19 protein-coding genes are annotated in these 17,209 nt (G+C 35.5%); 9 read left to right on the top strand and 10 right to left on the bottom strand.

The features are described from left to right. Nucleotides 1-34 precede the first annotated feature (34 nt). Together C8N28_RS05580 and C8N28_RS05585 are read left to right on the top strand one after the other, a co-directional pair. Nucleotides 35-739, top strand: coding sequence for an SDR family oxidoreductase (locus tag C8N28_RS05580; RefSeq protein ID WP_185140124.1), 705 nt, complete (start codon nt 35-37; stop codon nt 737-739). 12 nt (nt 740-751) lie between these two features. Next, nucleotides 752-1,258 carry a hypothetical protein gene (locus C8N28_RS05585; RefSeq protein ID WP_132222324.1) on the top strand — a complete coding sequence of 169 codons (507 nt, stop codon included), beginning with the start codon at nt 752-754 and terminating at the stop codon, nt 1,256-1,258. Nucleotides 1,259-1,276: 18 nt separating this feature from the next. Here the strand turns inward: C8N28_RS05585 and lpxB are convergent, their stop codons facing one another. From lpxB to acs, 4 genes are all read right to left on the bottom strand, one after another. After that, complete coding sequence (gene lpxB, locus C8N28_RS05590) at nt 1,277-2,389, bottom strand: lipid-A-disaccharide synthase (RefSeq protein ID WP_132222326.1); 1,113 nt, start codon at nt 2,387-2,389, stop codon at nt 1,277-1,279. Nucleotides 2,390-2,663: 274 nt separating this feature from the next. Continuing rightward, on the bottom strand, nt 2,664-3,512 hold the full coding sequence (gene surE, locus C8N28_RS05595) for a 5'/3'-nucleotidase SurE (RefSeq protein ID WP_132222328.1): 849 nt from the start codon (nt 3,510-3,512) through the stop codon (nt 2,664-2,666). Between the two features lie 72 nt (nt 3,513-3,584). Beyond that, complete coding sequence (locus tag C8N28_RS05600; protein WP_132222330.1) at nt 3,585-3,770, bottom strand: CsbD family protein; 186 nt, start codon at nt 3,768-3,770, stop codon at nt 3,585-3,587. Nucleotides 3,771-3,850: 80 nt separating this feature from the next. Further along, entirely contained in the window at nt 3,851-5,770 is a 1,920-nt protein-coding gene (gene acs, locus C8N28_RS05605) for an acetate--CoA ligase (protein ID WP_132222332.1), read from the bottom strand. Between the two features lie 252 nt (nt 5,771-6,022). Here acs and rpmB point away from each other — a divergent pair, with 252 nt between their 5' ends. The 6 genes from rpmB to bshC all read left to right on the top strand — a co-directional run bounded on the left by rpmB (nt 6,023) and on the right by bshC (nt 10,784). Then, complete coding sequence (gene rpmB / locus C8N28_RS05610) at nt 6,023-6,256, top strand: 50S ribosomal protein L28 (RefSeq protein WP_132222334.1); 234 nt, start codon at nt 6,023-6,025, stop codon at nt 6,254-6,256. A gap of 90 nt (nt 6,257-6,346) precedes the next feature. After that, the gene (rpmG, locus tag C8N28_RS05615; RefSeq protein WP_132222336.1) at nt 6,347-6,529 is read left to right on the top strand and encodes a 50S ribosomal protein L33; all 183 of its coding nucleotides are present in this window, start codon (nt 6,347-6,349) and stop codon (nt 6,527-6,529) included. Nucleotides 6,530-6,567: 38 nt separating this feature from the next. After that, on the top strand, nt 6,568-6,753 hold the full coding sequence (locus tag C8N28_RS05620; RefSeq protein ID WP_132222338.1) for a DUF4295 domain-containing protein: 186 nt from the start codon (nt 6,568-6,570) through the stop codon (nt 6,751-6,753). A gap of 103 nt (nt 6,754-6,856) precedes the next feature. Further along, nucleotides 6,857-7,822 (top strand): signal recognition particle-docking protein FtsY, encoded by a 966-nt coding sequence (gene ftsY, locus C8N28_RS05625; RefSeq protein ID WP_132222340.1) that lies wholly within the window; start codon nt 6,857-6,859, stop codon nt 7,820-7,822. A gap of 1 nt (nt 7,823) precedes the next feature. Further along, complete coding sequence (rimO, locus tag C8N28_RS05630) at nt 7,824-9,155, top strand: 30S ribosomal protein S12 methylthiotransferase RimO (protein ID WP_132222342.1); 1,332 nt, start codon at nt 7,824-7,826, stop codon at nt 9,153-9,155. 45 nt (nt 9,156-9,200) lie between these two features. Then, entirely contained in the window at nt 9,201-10,784 is a 1,584-nt protein-coding gene (gene bshC / locus C8N28_RS05635; protein WP_132222344.1) for a bacillithiol biosynthesis cysteine-adding enzyme BshC, read from the top strand. On the opposite strand, the gene hemJ is transcribed toward bshC, so the two are convergent. Genes hemJ through C8N28_RS05660 form a run of 5 tightly spaced genes read right to left on the bottom strand, consistent with a single transcriptional unit; the run spans nt 10,781 to nt 14,461 of the window. Continuing rightward, on the bottom strand, nt 10,781-11,320 hold the full coding sequence (hemJ, locus tag C8N28_RS05640) for a protoporphyrinogen oxidase HemJ (RefSeq protein WP_132222346.1): 540 nt from the start codon (nt 11,318-11,320) through the stop codon (nt 10,781-10,783). The two genes, bshC and hemJ, sit on opposite strands and share 4 nt — an antisense overlap. A gap of 8 nt (nt 11,321-11,328) precedes the next feature. Continuing rightward, nucleotides 11,329-12,366, bottom strand: coding sequence for a uroporphyrinogen decarboxylase (gene hemE / locus C8N28_RS05645; RefSeq protein WP_132222348.1), 1,038 nt, complete (start codon nt 12,364-12,366; stop codon nt 11,329-11,331). Next, complete coding sequence (locus tag C8N28_RS05650) at nt 12,363-12,878, bottom strand: hypothetical protein (RefSeq protein WP_132222350.1); 516 nt, start codon at nt 12,876-12,878, stop codon at nt 12,363-12,365. Before C8N28_RS05650 ends, hemE begins: the two co-directional genes overlap by 4 nt. Before the next feature lie 10 nt (nt 12,879-12,888). Then, complete coding sequence (locus tag C8N28_RS05655) at nt 12,889-13,596, bottom strand: response regulator transcription factor (protein ID WP_132222352.1); 708 nt, start codon at nt 13,594-13,596, stop codon at nt 12,889-12,891. Further along, a complete protein-coding gene (locus C8N28_RS05660; protein ID WP_132222588.1) occupies nt 13,583-14,461 on the bottom strand; it encodes a sensor histidine kinase in 879 nt (292 codons plus the stop codon). Before C8N28_RS05660 ends, C8N28_RS05655 begins: the two co-directional genes overlap by 14 nt. A 154-nt stretch (nt 14,462-14,615) precedes the next feature. Between C8N28_RS05660 and uvrC the strand changes: the two genes are divergently transcribed. Next, nucleotides 14,616-16,433, top strand: a complete 1,818-nt coding sequence (uvrC, locus tag C8N28_RS05665) for an excinuclease ABC subunit UvrC (protein WP_132222354.1) — start codon at nt 14,616-14,618, stop codon at nt 16,431-16,433. A 4-nt stretch (nt 16,434-16,437) separates the two neighbouring features. On the opposite strand, the gene C8N28_RS05670 is transcribed toward uvrC, so the two are convergent. Continuing rightward, complete coding sequence (locus tag C8N28_RS05670) at nt 16,438-17,205, bottom strand: uroporphyrinogen-III synthase (protein ID WP_132222356.1); 768 nt, start codon at nt 17,203-17,205, stop codon at nt 16,438-16,440. Nucleotides 17,206-17,209: the final 4 nt, after the last annotated feature.

A 17,209-nucleotide genomic window follows, 5' to 3' on the forward strand; every position in this document is an offset into this window, starting at 1 on the left:
AATTCGTAACTTTATTTAATTAAGACCAAATATTATGAATATTGTAATTACCGGAGCGAGTAGCGGCGTTGGTTTTGAAGCTGTTTTAGAATTGATATTAAATCCTAATAATAAAGTCATTGCCTTAGCAAGAACAGCGAAGAAATTAAAAACACTTTTTGATATTGCCAAAGGCCTAAATCCTGACTGTACTCTTTATTCTGCTCAATTTGATATTGTACATGATGATTATGAAAGTGGCTTGGTGCCCTTCGTTAAAGAAAGACTAGGAACGGTTGATATATTGATTAACAATGCAGGAGCGTTAATTAATAAGCCTTTTATGGAGTTGAATCAGATTGATTTTGCCGAAATGCTGCAAAGTAATTTACTTGGACATGTAAAAATGATTCAACATCTTGTGCCTTTAATGAATGAAAACTCGCATATTGTAAACATCGGAAGTATGGGAGGCTACCAGGGAAGTGCAAAATTCCACGGATTAAGCGCTTATTCTGCAAGCAAAGGAGCTTTACATGTTTTAACAGAGTGTCTGGCAGCAGAATTCACAGAACAAAAGATCAGCGTTAATTGTTTAGCTTTAGGTTCAGCACAGACAGAGATGCTTGAAAAGGCTTTTCCTGATTTTCAATCTCCTGTAGCTGCCTTTGAAATGGGTAAGTACATTGCGCACTTTGCATTAACAGGACATAAGTTCTTTAATGGTAAGATAATTCCTGTTGCACATAGTACGCCATAAAAATATGATTGTATGAATAGATTAAGAATCAAATTTTTTCTGCTAGTACTGAGTACATTAATTTTACTGAATGGATGTATGACAGATAGTAGTGAAAATAATGAGGTTGCAGACACGCTAAGCACACAAAGCAACGAAGAGGTGGAAAATGTAAGCGCACAGTTACCTTACGAAGTCAATTATAATGAAGAAACCGGCCGGTTTTCAATAGTTGAAAACCCTGAAACTGAAACGACGTCTCTCAATGGGGAGACGCTTGCAAATGCGCTTAAAAATAAATATCCTGAAATAGACCTTCGTTTAGGAGATAGAAGAAATGATACATTGGATGTCTATATTGAAGATGCTTCTTATCTAACACAAAACATTGGAACAGCCGGTGCAAATGCATATATGGCTGAAGCCACCTTTGCATTTACATCTCTCGATTCCATTAAAGCTGTTAATTTTATATTTGAAGCCGGCGATCATGCTTCACCGGGTGCTTATAAGCGAAGTGACTTTGATGACTTCCACTAAAGCCCTTATTTTAATATTCTAAGCTTTTAAATAGTGCTGAATTAACTTAGCAGTTCGTTCTGACGCACCTATTTCACCCATCTTATGATCTAAAGCCTTATAGTTTTGCAACATATTGCTCCGATAAGCATCGTCATATAAAATTCGATTAAGCTCTTCTTTTACCATATCTTCATTATAGTCGGCTTGTATTAATTCTCGTACTACCGGAACGTGCATGATAAGGTTTACCAAAGAAATGTATTTAACCTTGATTACCAATTTGGCAATCCATATTGAAAGGATATTTGCTTTATACACCACTATTTGTGGTACATGAAAAAGTGCTGTTTCTAAGGTAGCAGTTCCACTGGCAACAATAGCTGCTTTAGCATTATTCAACAGGTCGTATGTTTGATTAAAAACAACGGGGATCTGTTGCTGATGAAAGAAGCTTTGATAAAAAGAATCAGAGAAACCAGGAGCACCAGCAACCACAAATTGATAGGCTGGAAAGGATTTAGGAAGGTTTGCCATTAAAGGCAGTAATTTAGTAATTTCCATTTTCCTGCTTCCTGGCAATAATGCAATGATAGGCTTTTCATTTAATTGGGCCTGATTACGGAAATCGGGATTAAGTGAATAGCGGCCAATTGCATCAAGCAGTGGATTACCGACATAATCGACTTCCATTCCCCATTCTTTATAGAAATCTACTTCAAAAGGAAGTATACAGAATAAATGATCAACAATATGTTTGATCTTTAAAACCCGTTTCTGATTCCATGCCCACACTTTGGGTGATATGTAGTAAAAGGTTTTAATATTATTCTTTTTGGCAAAGTCGGCTATCTTAAGATTGAAGCCGGGGAAGTCGATTAATATTATTGCATCGGGACGATTAGCAAGCAGATCTTTCTTAACCTTTTTTAAGTTACCTAAAATTGTAAAAAGATTAGCAAGTACTTCTATGAAGCCCATAAAAGACATAGCAGAACTATGGATAACGGCCTTTTCTCCACTTTCTCTCTCCATCGCATCTCCACCTATAAAGCGGAAATGAGCTTGGGGATCTACACTTTTCAGTGCTCTTATTAAGTTAGCACCGTGTAAATCGCCTGAGGTTTCGCCGGCAATTAGATAGTATTTCATATCATTACATATCTATTTTAAAACTCCCTGAAAATAAAAGAGCCATGGTTATAACAAAGGTTATAAAGATAACGCCTTGTGCGCTACGTGTTAATTCAAAATGAAAAAAGTAGCGCATAATCAATAAGTTTAATAACACCGCAAGGCCATATAATGCAAATGGCTTATTGTTAATGAAATTTCCGCTGTTGAATTGAATCAACAAATAGACTATCATAGGAACAACTGCACCTATAACCGACCCTATAATGAAATTATTTATTTTCAAAATATATTATCCTAATCCGGGGTTTGACTCAAAAGTTTGATCATCGTGTTCTAAGTGTTTTTCATGGTCAGATTTGGCTTTACCTACTTCAAAAGCCCATGAATTCAACTCGGGGATAGCATGATGTGCTGTCATATCAAACTGAACAGGAACAATGGAAGCAAAACCATTTTTAAGTGCCCAAACATCGGTATCTTCACCTTGGTCGTCTGATTTAAATACTCCTGTTAACCAATAATAATGTCTGTTATATGGGTCTGTTCTTTGTTCAAACTCTTCTGCCCATTTTGCATTAGCCTGCCGACATATCTTTACACCTTTTATCTGATCTACATTTGGAAAATTAACATTTAGCAAGGTGCCTTTTTGTAATCCATTCTTTAATACCTCACGAGTTATAGCACCAACAAAAGGACGACACTGCCCAAAATCAGCATCGTGAGCAAAATCATCGTAAGAGAAACCAATTGAAGGTATTCCCTCAATTGCACCTTCTACAGCTGCAGACATGGTTCCTGAATAAAGTATATTAATGGAATTGTTTAGGCCGTGGTTAATTCCTGACACGCAAATATCGGGTAGCTTGCCTTTAAATATTCTATTAACAGCAAGTTTAACACAGTCTACTGGAGTGCCGGAACACTTATACATTTTAACGTTTGGATAAAGATGGACTTCATCGATTCTTAATGGCTTGCCAATTGTTATCGCATGACCCATACCTGACTGTGGACTATCGGGAGCGACCACTGTAACATCTCCTATTTTCTGCATTTCCTCGATTAAAACTTTGATACCCGGAGCAGTAATTCCATCGTCATTAACGATCAATATGGTTGGTTTTTTTAAAGTCATACGCGAAAATAACAAAAGAAAAGCGTCATGACTAATAAGTCACGACGCTTTTCTCAAAATCAGGGATATTAACTATAAATCATTCAACCACTTTACAACTTCATCCCGGCTTTTTCCGATCTTATTTTGTAAGCGACCTATTAATTCATCTTCTTTCCCTTCTTCATATAACAAATCATCCTCTGTTAAATCAGCGTATGATTGCTTTACTTTTCCTTTAATTTGATTCCAAGCTCCTTTTAATTTTAAATCTGCCATCTTTTCTCTTTTACAATAAATTAATATTCTACTTTATAAAGACAACATGAGCTTTTTAAAATTGTTTCAGAAAATATAATTTAGGCTTTCATTTTATCGGCTCCTTCTTTGATTTCTTCCACAACGCTTGGATCCAATAAGGTAGTGGTGTCACCTACGTTTGCAAAATCTCCTTCAACGATTTTCCGTAAAATTCTACGCATGATTTTCCCAGAACGTGTTTTAGGTAAATCTCTTACAAACTGTATTTTATCTGGTCTTGCTATGGCTCCAATAAGACGAACAACTGTTGCATTAATATCTTTACGAGTTAATTCTAAATCTTTCTGGTGATCTTCCACAATCACAAAGGCATATATCCCTTGTCCTTTAACAGGATGCGGATAGCCTACAATTGCTGACTCAACAACATCACTGTGCATATTGATGGCATTTTCTAACTCGGCAGTGCCAATTCTATGTCCGGAAACATTTAATACATCATCTACCCTACCTGTAATCCGGTAATATCCTTCCTCATCCCTCAAACAACCGTCGCCTGTAAAATACATATCTTCATAAGTAGAAAAATAAGTTAAACGACAGCGTTCATGATCGCCCCAGGTAGTGCGAAGCATACCCGGCCACGGGAATTTTATACATAAGTTACCACTAACACCATTTCCTTCTAAAATCTTTCCATTCTCATCCATCAATACAGGCTGTACTCCGGGTAAAGGCAACATTGCATAACCAGGTTTAGTTGGAGTAATACCCGCGATAGCAGATATCAATATGCCTCCATTTTCGGTTTGCCACCAGGTATCTACAATCGGTGCTTTTCCTTTTCCTACCTTCTCATTATACCAATGCCAGGCTTCTTCATTAATGGGTTCACCAACGGAACCTAATTTAGTAATGGTACTCAAATCTTTATCATCAATATATTGATCTCCGGCAGCCATTAAAGAACGAATAGCAGTTGGTGCAGTATATAGGATATTTACTTTATGTTTTGCTACAACATCCCATAATCTGCCAGCATCAGGCCATGTAGGTATGCCCTCAAACATCAAGGAAGTAGCTCCTTGAGATAATGGGCCATAAACGATGTATGAGTGTCCGGTTATCCAACCGATATCTGCTGTACAGAAAAACACCTCATCTGATTTATATTGAAACACATTACTGAAAGTGTAACCTGTATACACCATGTATCCTGCTGTAGTGTGAACTACTCCTTTTGGTTTGCCTGTAGAGCCGGATGTATATAGTACAAATAATGGGTCTTCTGCATCCATCTCTTCAGCCGGATAAGCCGGATTACCCTGGCTCTCTACTTTATGGATTTCATCTTCCCACCAAACATCCCGACCTTTAATCATAGAAACTCCTATTCTTGCGCGGGTCAAAACGATAACTTTATTAATGGTTTTGCATTGAACCAAGGCATCATCTACAATGCTCTTCAATTCAACAACTTTTGTTCCTCTATAGTTACCATCGGCAGTAATTACCAATGAACATTCAGCATCGTTAATCCTGTCTGCAATGGACTGTGCAGAGAAGCCTCCAAAAACTACTGAATGAATAGCGCCTACACGCGCACATGACAAAACAGCGATGGCTAGTTCAGGAACCATTGGCAAATAAATACACACACGGTCGCCTTTACGAACTCCATTGTTTTTTAAGACGTTCGCAAACTGTTCAACTTTTTCTAACAGCTGCTTATAGCTTAACACACGTGCACTTTCAGTTGGATCATTTGGCTCCCAGATGATTGCTGGCTTATCTCCATTTGTGTAGATATGGCGATCGAGACAATTTTCTGTTATATTTAACTTGCCGTTTTCAAACCATTTTATATTAGGCTCTTTAAAATTCCAATTTAAAACATTGGTCCATTTCTTTCTCCAGAAGAAGGTATCAGCAATTCCTGCCCAGAATTCTTCCGGGTGTTCTACACTATAACGATAAGTCTTCTCATAATCCTCAAAATCTTTGATCTGCAGTTCCATATGTAAAATAATTTCTTAGAATATTTATAATTTTAGGTATTTTTGAATTTCTGGAATTCAGCATAAAGATACTGAAAAGCAGAGAAGCATCAATTCTTTTGAGGTTTAATTAGCATTATTTACTCTCTTCTCTATTGAAATAGGAGATATCCTTAAAAATAGAAAGAAAATATAATTGCATAATCAAAATAAATTTCGATATTTGCACACTCTTAAATAATTGAGAATTAATAGAACGAAATAGCATTAGTCATGTCAAGAGTTTGTGATTTAACAGGTAAAACAGCATTAAAGGGGAACAGGGTTTCTAACTCAAACGTTAAAACCATTCGTAGATTTTACCCGAACCTTCAAACAAAAAGGTTCTTTATTCCGGAAGAAAACCGTTGGATTACCTTAAAGGTATCTACTTCGGCAATCAAAACCATCAATAAACTGGGTATTTCAGCAGTTATTGATAAATTCGTAAAAAAAGGCTTTATTTAGTATTCACTAAATCAAATGCTCTTTCAGAATATCTATATAATAAAATATATCGTTCAATTATAATAGAGAACGAATCTAAGAAATACAATAATGGCTAAAAAAGGTAACAGAGTTCAAGTAATATTAGAATGTACTGAACACAAAGAGAGTGGTCAACCGGGAATGTCTCGTTATATCACTACTAAGAACAAGAAGAACACTACAGAGCGTTTAGAATTGAAGAAATTTAATCCGGTGCTTCGTAAAGTTACTCTTCATAAAGAAATTAAATAATATCTTTTTACGCGCTTGGCGCATAAAGGCTTAAAGAAATGGCAAAGAAATCAATCGCATCCCTGAAATCAGGAAAAGGTAAAGATTACACAAAGGTTATTACAGCTGCTCGGTCACCAAAGACAGGTGCTTACTCTTTCAAAGAGCTTATAGCACACAATGATCAAATTAAAGCAGCAGTAGAGGTTGCAAAAGACCTAGTGGCTTCAACTCCTTCTGAATAATAATATTATTAAAATTTTTATAAAAGCCGTTCCGATAAATTTGGAAGGGCTTTTCTATTTTATACCTGCGTAAAATCCTTATCTTTATTAATTCTATATAATTATGGCATTATTTGATTTTTTTAAAAAGAAGGAAAAACCTACCATACAAATGCAAGAAGCCCTTGATAAGGGGTTAGAAAAAACCAAAGAAGGTTTTTTTGCAAAAATATCAAAGGCAGTAGTTGGAAAGTCAACGGTTGACGATGCTGTTCTCGATGAGTTAGAAGAGATATTAGTCACCTCTGATGTCGGTGTTACTACAACACTTAAAATTATCGAAAGAATAGAGGCTCGGGTAGAACGTGATAAATATGTCAATACTTCTGAGTTAAATCAAATACTTCGGGATGAGATCCAAGCTTTATTAGCAGAAAACAACAGTGATGACTTTGCTAATTTTGAATATGGTAAACACAAACCCTATGTAATTATGGTGGTTGGTGTTAATGGAGTAGGGAAAACAACTACTATTGGAAAGCTTGCCCATAAGTTAAAGGAAAGTGGCAACAAAGTTGTTCTAGGTGCTGCCGATACTTTTAGAGCTGCAGCGGTTGATCAAATAAAAGTATGGGGAGAGCGCGTAGGAGTTCGTGTAGTAGCTCAGCCTATGGGTTCCGACCCTGCTTCTGTAGCTTATGACACTTTACAATCTGCGGTTTCTAACGGCGAAGATGTTGTAATTATTGATACAGCCGGGCGATTACATAATAAGATTGCGTTAATGAATGAGTTAACGAAGATCAAAAATGTAATGAAAAAGGTCATACCGGACGCTCCACATGAAATACTTTTGGTTCTGGATGCATCTACCGGACAAAATGCTATTGAACAATGCAAACAGTTTACAGAAGCTACAGACGTAAATGCTTTAGCACTTACTAAATTAGATGGTACTGCAAAAGGAGGAGTAGTGATTGGCATTTCTGATCAATTTAAAATACCAGTAAAATATATTGGTGTTGGAGAAAAAATAAATGACTTACAGTTATTTAATAAAAATGAGTTTGTAAACTCTCTATTCAAATAGAATGAAAACGAAGATAGCGGAAACCCACATCCAAAGAAAACCAAGAATAAATGTGGTTACCTTAGGTTGCTCTAAAAACATTCACGATAGTGAAGTATTAATGGGACAACTAAAAGGCAATAAGATGGAGGTTGTGCATGAGTCAGAGAATGTGCAGGAGGATGATATTGTAATAATTAATACCTGTGGATTTATTGATAATGCAAAGCAAGAGTCTATTGATACGATCTTAGAATATAGTGCATTAAAAGATGAAGGAAAGTTAAAGAAGGTAATTGTTACCGGATGTCTTTCTGAACGATATAAGCCTGAATTAGAAAAAGAGATTCCAAATGTTGACAATTATTTTGGAACCAATGACTTAGAGAATCTATTAAAATCGGTAGGGGCTGACTATAAATATGAGTTAATTGGAGAACGTTTATTAACTACTCCATCTCACTTTTCATACTTTAAAATTGCGGAAGGCTGCAATAGGCCTTGCTCCTTTTGTGCAATTCCACTGATGCGTGGTAAACATGTATCAAAACCAATAGACGCCTTAGTAAAGGAAGCGAAGTTTCTGGCAAAGAATGGCACCAAAGAGCTTATTTTAATTGCCCAAGATTTAACTTACTATGGATTAGATATCTATGGTAAAAGGAATTTGGCAGATCTATTGCGTAATCTATCTGATGTAGAAGGAATTGAATGGATACGTTTGCAATATGCTTATCCTTCAGGTTTTCCAATGGACATTTTAGATGCCATGAATGAAAGAAGCAATATTTGTAATTATTTGGATATGCCATTACAGCATATTTCTGATAATATGCTCAAATCAATGCGAAGAGGTATTACCAAACAGAAAACACTTGATCTGGTAAGTGAGATTCGAGATAGAGTTCCAAATATAGCTTTAAGAACTACCCTTATTTGTGGATATCCGGGAGAAACTCAACAAGATTTTGAGGAAATGAAAGAATGGGTTGCTGAAAGTAAATTCGATCGATTAGGTTGTTTTACTTACTCACACGAGGAAAATACGCATGCTCATAGCTTAATTGATGATGTGCCAGCTGATATTAAAGAGAGTAGAATAGAAGAAATAATGGAAATTCAACAGGGGATTTCTTATGATATCAATCAACAAAAAATAGGCAAAACTTATAAGGTTTTGATTGATAGAGTTGAGGGTGATTATTTTGTAGGCAGAACAGAATTTGATTCACCAGAAGTTGATAATGAGGTATTAATTGAGAAGGCAGATAGCTATGTCACGGTAGGCAGATACGCTAACGTTCTAATTAATCGAGCGGATGATTTTGATTTACATGGTTCAATTGTAAAATAATCATTATAAACTTTTTACTCACCCCCAGAATACTACTTTTGCAATATGAAGGCAACTTATATTGATTATAGCGATACTCTCAGCTTTTCGTCCTTACTAATCAACTATTTCGAGAATAATGAACAACTAGGAGATTTTTATGGTAACAGACCAGATGAAGCAGGTTTCTCTAGGCAAATCAATAGCAGGAGCTTTTCACATAGAAAAGTATTAGTTAATACCCTTCTGGCACAACAAAAAAACAGTGAAACATCAGAAAAGTCTTTAGCGAATATTAATTTACTAAACGATCCCAATTCTTTTACGATTACAACCGGTCATCAATTAAATATCTTTACAGGTCCTTTATATTTTATTTTCAAAATAGCTACTGCTATCAAATTGTCAATGGATTTAAAGGAAAAATTTCCATCTAGCAATTTCATCCCTGTTTATTGGATGGCGTCTGAGGATCATGATTTTGAGGAGATTAATCATACCCATATTTCCAAACATACTATAAAGTGGAATAAAAGCGCTACTGGAGCCACTGGACGTTTGTCTACTGCTGATATTAAGGAAGCAGTACAAACCTATCAGAAAATATTAGGGCTATCAGACAATTCTAATAAATTATCTAAGATAATAGAAAAGGCTTATCTGGGACAATCGAACCTCGCTGATGCCACTCGCAGTCTGGCTAATCAACTATTTGGCGATTATGGACTAGTAGTAATAGATGCAGATCAGATTGAATTAAAGAAGCTTTTTATCCCTGTAATTAAACAGGATATCCTTGAACAAAACAGTTCTCGTGAGGTTGAGAAAACCTCGAAAGAACTTTCAGACGCTGGGTTCAAAACACAGGTTCATGGAAGAGATATCAACTTTTTTTATTTAAAAGATAATTATAGAGAACGGCTTATTCTAAATAAAGAAGGGAAGTATGAGGTGCTTAATCAACAACGATATTTTTCAGAAGATGAACTTCTTAAAGAAATAGATAAACATCCTGAGCGCTTCAGCCCAAATGTTATTATGCGCCCTGTCTATCAAGAAATTATCCTTCCTAATTTAGCTTATATTGGCGGTGGTGCAGAAATAAACTATTGGATGCAATTAAAGGGTGTATTTGATTATTACCAACTAAATTTTCCTATATTAATACCTCGCAACTCTGCAATGATAGCAGATGGCAAATTAGGTGAAAAGATATATCGGCTTAATTTTACTTATAAAAGCATTTTTAAAAACACCGAAGTTCTTAAGAAAGAATATGTACGGGTGCATAGTAAGCATCGTTTAAACTTAAATGATGAGTGGTTGGAGTTTACCTCCTTATTTGAAAAAATCAAACTTAGAGCTTATAAAATAGACCCTACTTTAGGTCCAAGTACAGATGCAATTGAAGCTCGTTTAAAGAAAGCCCTCGACCGTCTGGAAAAGAAACTTTTAAAGGCAGATCAGAGTAATTACAAAGAAGCTCTAAATCAAATTGAACGAATAAAAGAAAAGCTTTTTCCTGGTGGAGTTCTACAAGAACGTATAGAGAATTTCGGTCCTTATTATGTAAAATATGGTGATAGCTTTATTGAGGAATTGGTTCATAAATTTAAACCTCTAGAGTTTAAATTCACGGTGTTATATTAGGAAGTTTTATTACGATACCGTTTATAGATCTTTACGGCTATCATTAACAGAACGGATAAAGCAATCAAACCCATCAGCCCGTAAATCCAGTTAACAGCACTCTTTAATACTACAATAAACACAATTGCAAACAGTATAATCGTGGCAACCTCATTCCATAATCGGAGCTGCGTTGAAGTCCATTTGCTTGCCTCTTCTTTTAAAGACCTCATAACACGCTGACAAATGAAATGATAGACAAGCAAGGCTAATACAAAAGCAAGTTTTATATGCATCCATGGTGTCTGTAAGAGCGCAGGATTAATGTAAAACATTACCAGCCCAGCCGCTACTGTTAAATACATTGCAGGTGTTGTTATTATCCACCACAGCTTACTCTCCATAATTATGAATTGTTTATGAAGAATTGTGTACTCGTCTCTAGATTTCAGTTTTGCTTCGGTATGATAAACGAATAGCCGGACTATATAGAAAAGCCCGGCCATCCAACAAATGACAAAAATGATATGAATAGATTTAGCGTATAGGTAAATCACGATAATAATTAATATCTAAATTCTTTAATCAAATCTACAGCGTATTTTACTTTATCGAATGAAAAATCGGGCATAATACCATGACCAAGGTTAAAAATATACCCGTCTACACCACGCATGCTTTCAAATAGCTGTTCAATACGTTTCTTTATCACCGACTTATCTGCATAAAAGATATACGGATCCAAGTTTCCTTGAACGGCAATGCCGGCTGGTAAGGAATCTTTTAAACTTCTCAAGTTTGCATTCCAATCAACAGAGATCACATCTGGATTTGACTCAACCATCAAAGGATAAAAAACAGAGCTTCCCTTTGCAAAAGAAATGATTGGAACACCTTTACGGTTCAATTTAGAAATTATTTCTTTATTATACTGATGGGAAAACTCATTATAATCATCCCATGAAAGTGCTTGGGCCCAGCTATCAAATAATTGCAAAGCATTTACTCCGGCATCTATCTGCATATTTAGATAATCGACCGTTACCTTGGTTATCTTTGAAAGAATAAAATGGGCCAATTCAGGGTCATTATGTAAAAGATATTTCGTCTTCTTAAAATCTTTGGAAGATCCTCCTTCAATTAAATAACTCAACACAGTAAACGGAGCACCGGCAAAACCTATTAACGGAATTGAGCCATTTAATCTGCTTTGAATTTCTTTAATTGCTTCTGCAACATATTGGAGCTTATCAACAACATCGGTTCCTAAAGCTTCAGCATCTGCTCTGTTACGCACAGGATTCGAGAATCTTGGACCTACTCCTTCCTTGAAACTTAAATCACCGCCCATTGCTTCTGGAGTAACCAATATATCTGAAAACAGTATTGCAGCATCAATTCCTAACAAATTAACCGGTAACATGGTTACATCGGCAGCAATTTCAGGAGTTTTGCACATTTCAAGAAAAGAGTATTTATTTTTGATTTCCCAATACTCGGGCATAAACCTCCCTGCTTGACGCATCATCCACACTGGAGGACGCTCAGTTTGCTGCGAAAGCGCAGCACGAATAAACAGACTGTTTTCTACGTTTTGATTCACTTCTTTGGTATTTCGTTTTCTATTCTATTAATAATCTGTGCAATTCTTGAACTGACTTCTAATTCAGAAGCTCTGGCTAAATAAGCTCTTACGCGTTCATAATCTTTTTTTCTCAGGTTTATATTTGCCAAATGCACAAATACAATAGCCTTATCGTTTGGTCTTCGGAACGGCAAACGAGATGCTATCTGAAAATGTCGTTCAGCCGAATTATCATCTAGAAGCTGCAGGTATAAATTACCGTTTATAAACTCGTAATAGCTTCTTCTTTTCTTCCTAAGATATTCAGGATTTTTAATATCAGCCAGAAGTCTTCTAGCTTTATCATATTCTTTTTTTTGGAAGGCTTCTGAAGCTAATACAACGGTTCCTTCTTTAAAATGAGACCAAACCATGTATGCCACAATAGCTATCAATAAAGAACTTACTTGATATGACCTATGATATATCGACCATGCTAATAGCATCATTGCGATAACAATAATTACCCATCGCCATCTAGATGTAATCATTTAATATGGGTTACGTGTGATCCGTAAATTTATATCCTACACCGCGAATCGAATGAAAATAAATAGGATTCTTCTGATCAGGTTCAAAATATTTACGGAATGTTAGAATAAAGTTATCAATAGTACGGGTAGATGGATATACATCATAATTCCACACCGTTTCTAATATCTGCTCTCTTGACACAGCTTCATTTTTTCGCTCTACGAGTAACTTTAACAACATCGTTTCCTTTTTTGTCAGAGCTGTAATACTACCATCAGCATGGTGCAATTCAAATGAATTAAAATGAATGGTTTTATCACCTATTTTAAAAGAATTTACCTCTTTTAAATCATTTCCTGTCAAGCCTCTACGAACAAGGATTCCAACACGAAGGATTAACTCCTCTAAATTAAATGGTTTAACCAGATAATCGTCGGCACCCTTTTTCAGGCCCATTACCCGATCTTCACTCGTGTTTTTTGCTGTCAGGAACATAATTGGAACCTCACTATTTTCAAGGCGGATTGTTTCAGCAACCTGGAAACCATCAATCTCAGGGATCATTACATCCAGAATAATTAGGTTAAACCGTTCTTCTTTAAATATCTTCAACGCCTTTTTACCATCTGTTGCAGTACTAACTTTGTAGCCCTCCATTTCCAGGTTTAACTTAATTGCTTCGAGTAAATGTTCTTCGTCTTCTACGAGAAGAATACGTTGTTTAGCTTGCTGCATAATGATTAAATGTTATTTCAAAAATAGTTCCGGTAGGTTTATTATCCTTTACCTTAATCTGTGCCTGGTGTTTATCAAGCACACTTTTAACTATATATAATCCCAAACCGGTGCCTTTTGTTTTACGAGTATTTTCACTTCCAACACGGTAGAATTTATTAAATACGTTCCTTTTCTCTTCATCTGGAATACCAATACCGAAATCAGCTATCGACAAGATAACCTCATCCTTTTCCCGGTATAATTTAACAGATACCTGCTCACAAGGAGGTGAATATTTAATAGCGTTTTCCAAAAGATTAGTCACGACCGAAGATAGTGCAAAACTATCACCCTTCAAATAGATATCGTTTTCAACATTTAACTTTATACTTTGTGTTGTACAAGAGTAAACCTGTAAGCGATCTGCTATTTTAGTTATTGCTTCAGAAAAATCAAATGATTCCTTTTGCATCTGAACCTGTACGCTATCCAGTTTAGTAGCAATTAAAACATTTTCTACCAAATCATCTAAGCGCTCAATATCTTTTAACGAATTTTTCAAAAACTGTTGCTGTTGTTCTTTATCCAATTCCCTTTTTAAAATTGTTTGGATATAAAGCTTTATAGATGCAAGTGGTGACTTTAGTTCATGTGTTACAGAAAGCATAAAATTATGTTGCTGCTGATGAAGCTTTTTTTCACGTTCAAAGGCTTGCTTCAGTTTAATAGCACCAAAAATGAAGATGATAAAAAAGAAAATTGCTTCTCCAATAAACATACCTTTTCTTTGCGGTGCAATCTGAATAAGAAGTACACCCCACCAAATAAGCTGCGTTACAGCATAAAAGAAGAGGAAATAAAAAAGAAAAAGCGGTTTACGCAACATAGAATTTAACAAATTGAACTCTACAAAAATATCAATACTATTCGATAGTAAGTAAAAGGAAGCGAATTATGACACTAATGCGAAGAATTTTAAACACAAATCACTCTTTAATTCAAAATGAGCTCCCTAACTTTGGTAACGGAGAGAACATATGACATCATTCAATTATCGCGAAACAATTAATAACATTCCGCATAAACCTGGAGTTTATCAATATTGGGATGCAAAGAATAATTTGATCTATATTGGGAAAGCCAAAGATCTTAAGAATCGCATCAATTCTTATTTTGTAAATGACCTGAACCTTAATACTAAAACCCGGGTTTTAGTTAAAAAGATCCATAAAATTACCTTTACGATTGTAGATACTGAAATTGATGCCTGGTTACTTGAGAATAGTCTTATCAAGAAACATCAGCCTCGGTATAATGTAATGTTGAAAGATGACAAAACATATCCATGGATTGTCATCAAAAATGAACCCTTTCCAAGAATTTTCTGGACGAGAAAAATCATTAAAGACGGGTCAAAATATTATGGCCCCTACGCTTCTGTAAGTATGATGCATGCCATACTGGGAGTTATAAAAGAGCTTTTCCCATTACGAACATGCAACTTAAGACTATCAGAAGAAAATATATTAAAAGGTAAATTCAAAGTTTGCTTAGAATATCAGATTGGAAACTGCATGGGACCTTGCGAGAATCTTCAATCAGAGGAAGATTATATGGCAAATATTGAACAGATCCATAATATCCTGGAAGGAAAGATAGCAGTAGTTCTTAATCGTCTAAAACAAGACCTTGAGGTGTCAGTTGAGAATCTGCGTTTTGAAGATGCTCAAAGGATCAAACAGAAACTTGAATTACTGTCAAATTATCAAAGTAAATCGACCGTCGTAAATACTTCTCTAAGCAATCTTGATGTTTTTAGTATTGCATCTGAACAAGAACTAGCATTTGTTAATTTCCTTAAAGTAATGAACGGAACTATTATTCAGACCCAAACCATGGAGATCAAGAAGCGCTTAGATGAAAGTGATGAAGAGCTTCTTGCACTTGCAATTCCTGAATTAAGAAACCGCTTTGAGAGTGACTCTAGAGAAATAATTGTACCCTTTAAACTGGAGATAGAAAATACTGAGGACTTAAAGTTTACCATACCAAAGCAGGGTGATAAAAAGAAACTTTTAGAACTTTCTCAAAAGAATGTGATGTATTTCAAAAAGGAGAAGCTGGAACAATATGAAAAACTAAATCCTGAAAGCCGCACTAACCGTATTTTGGAAAAGATGCAAAAGGATTTACGCATGAATCAACTTCCTCAATATATTGAATGTTTTGACAACTCAAATTTCCAAGGTAAATACCCTGTATCAGCCATTGTTGTATTTAAAGATGCTCGTCCATCAAAAAAAGATTACCGGCATTTCAATGTAAAAACCGTGGAGGGGCCTGATGATTTTAAAACCATGGAAGAAGCTGTTTACAGGCGGTACAAACGACTATTAGCAGAAGAACAACCATTGCCACAGCTTGTTGTAATAGACGGTGGCAAAGGCCAACTGTCTTCAGCTATGAAAAGCTTAAAGAAATTAGGAATAGAAAAGGAAGTTACAATCATAGGAATTGCAAAAAGGCTGGAAGAAATTTATTATCCAGGCGATCAATTCCCACTATACCTGGACAAAAAATCGGAAACCTTACGGATTATTCAACAACTGAGAGATGAAGCACATCGTTTCGGCATTACCTTTCATAGAAATCAACGAAGCAGGAAAACTTTTCAGACTGAACTTACATTAATACCTGGAATAGGTAAAATGAGTGCAGAAAAGCTTTTGCAAACTTTTAAGTCAGTTAAAAGGATTCGTGAATCTTCTGAAGATGATTTACTTAAAGTATTGAACCGAGGTCAAGTAGAGAAACTTCTTCATTTCTTCAATGAACAAAAGTCCCAACAACAATAAATATTTATTTAACGGCCTGCGTTACATATTGCTCAACTGCCATGGTCATGCTTGGTGCTTCCGAGGTTGGTGCTGCAATATCTAAGATCAGTCCTCTATCTAAAATTGCCTGGTGGGTACTTGCTCCAAAAGCTGCCAAACGTGTGTCTTTTTGTTCAAAATCAGGGAAGTTCTCAAAAAGAGATTGAACACTTGATGGGCTAAAGAAAACAATAATATCGTAAAAAACATCCTTCAAATCAGATAAATCGCTCACTACTGTTTTAAACAAAACAGCTGGAGTGAAATTATACCCATTCTCTGTAAGCCAATTTTGGGTTTCTTCACCGGCAACATTTGAACATGGGAAAAGGAACTTTTCTTTAGCGTGTTTCTTAAGAATATCTTCTAAATCTTGTGCAGTTTGCTTACCAAAAAATATTTTACGCTTACGATATTGAATATACTTTTGAAGATAGAGAGCTATTGTTTCAGAAAGACAGAAATATTTTAAATCAGCAGGAACATCATAACGCATTTCTTCACATATTCTGAAAAAATGGTCTACGGCCGTTTTACTGGTAAAGATGATACTTGTAAAACTAGCAAGATCTATTTTTTCTTTCCTAAAGTCTCTTGCAGGAACGCCTTCTACATGAATAAAGGCTCTAAAATCTAGTTTTAAATTATATTTCTTAGCAAGTATAAAATATGGAGATTTTTCATTTTCAGGTTTTGGTAAAGTTACCAAAATGCTTTTTACTTTCTTTGCTCTATCTACTGGTTCTTGCATTTTT

Origin of the sequence: Albibacterium bauzanense (assembly GCF_004339765.1) — a bacterium.
Classification (GTDB): domain Bacteria; phylum Bacteroidota; class Bacteroidia; order Sphingobacteriales; family Sphingobacteriaceae; genus Albibacterium; species Albibacterium bauzanense.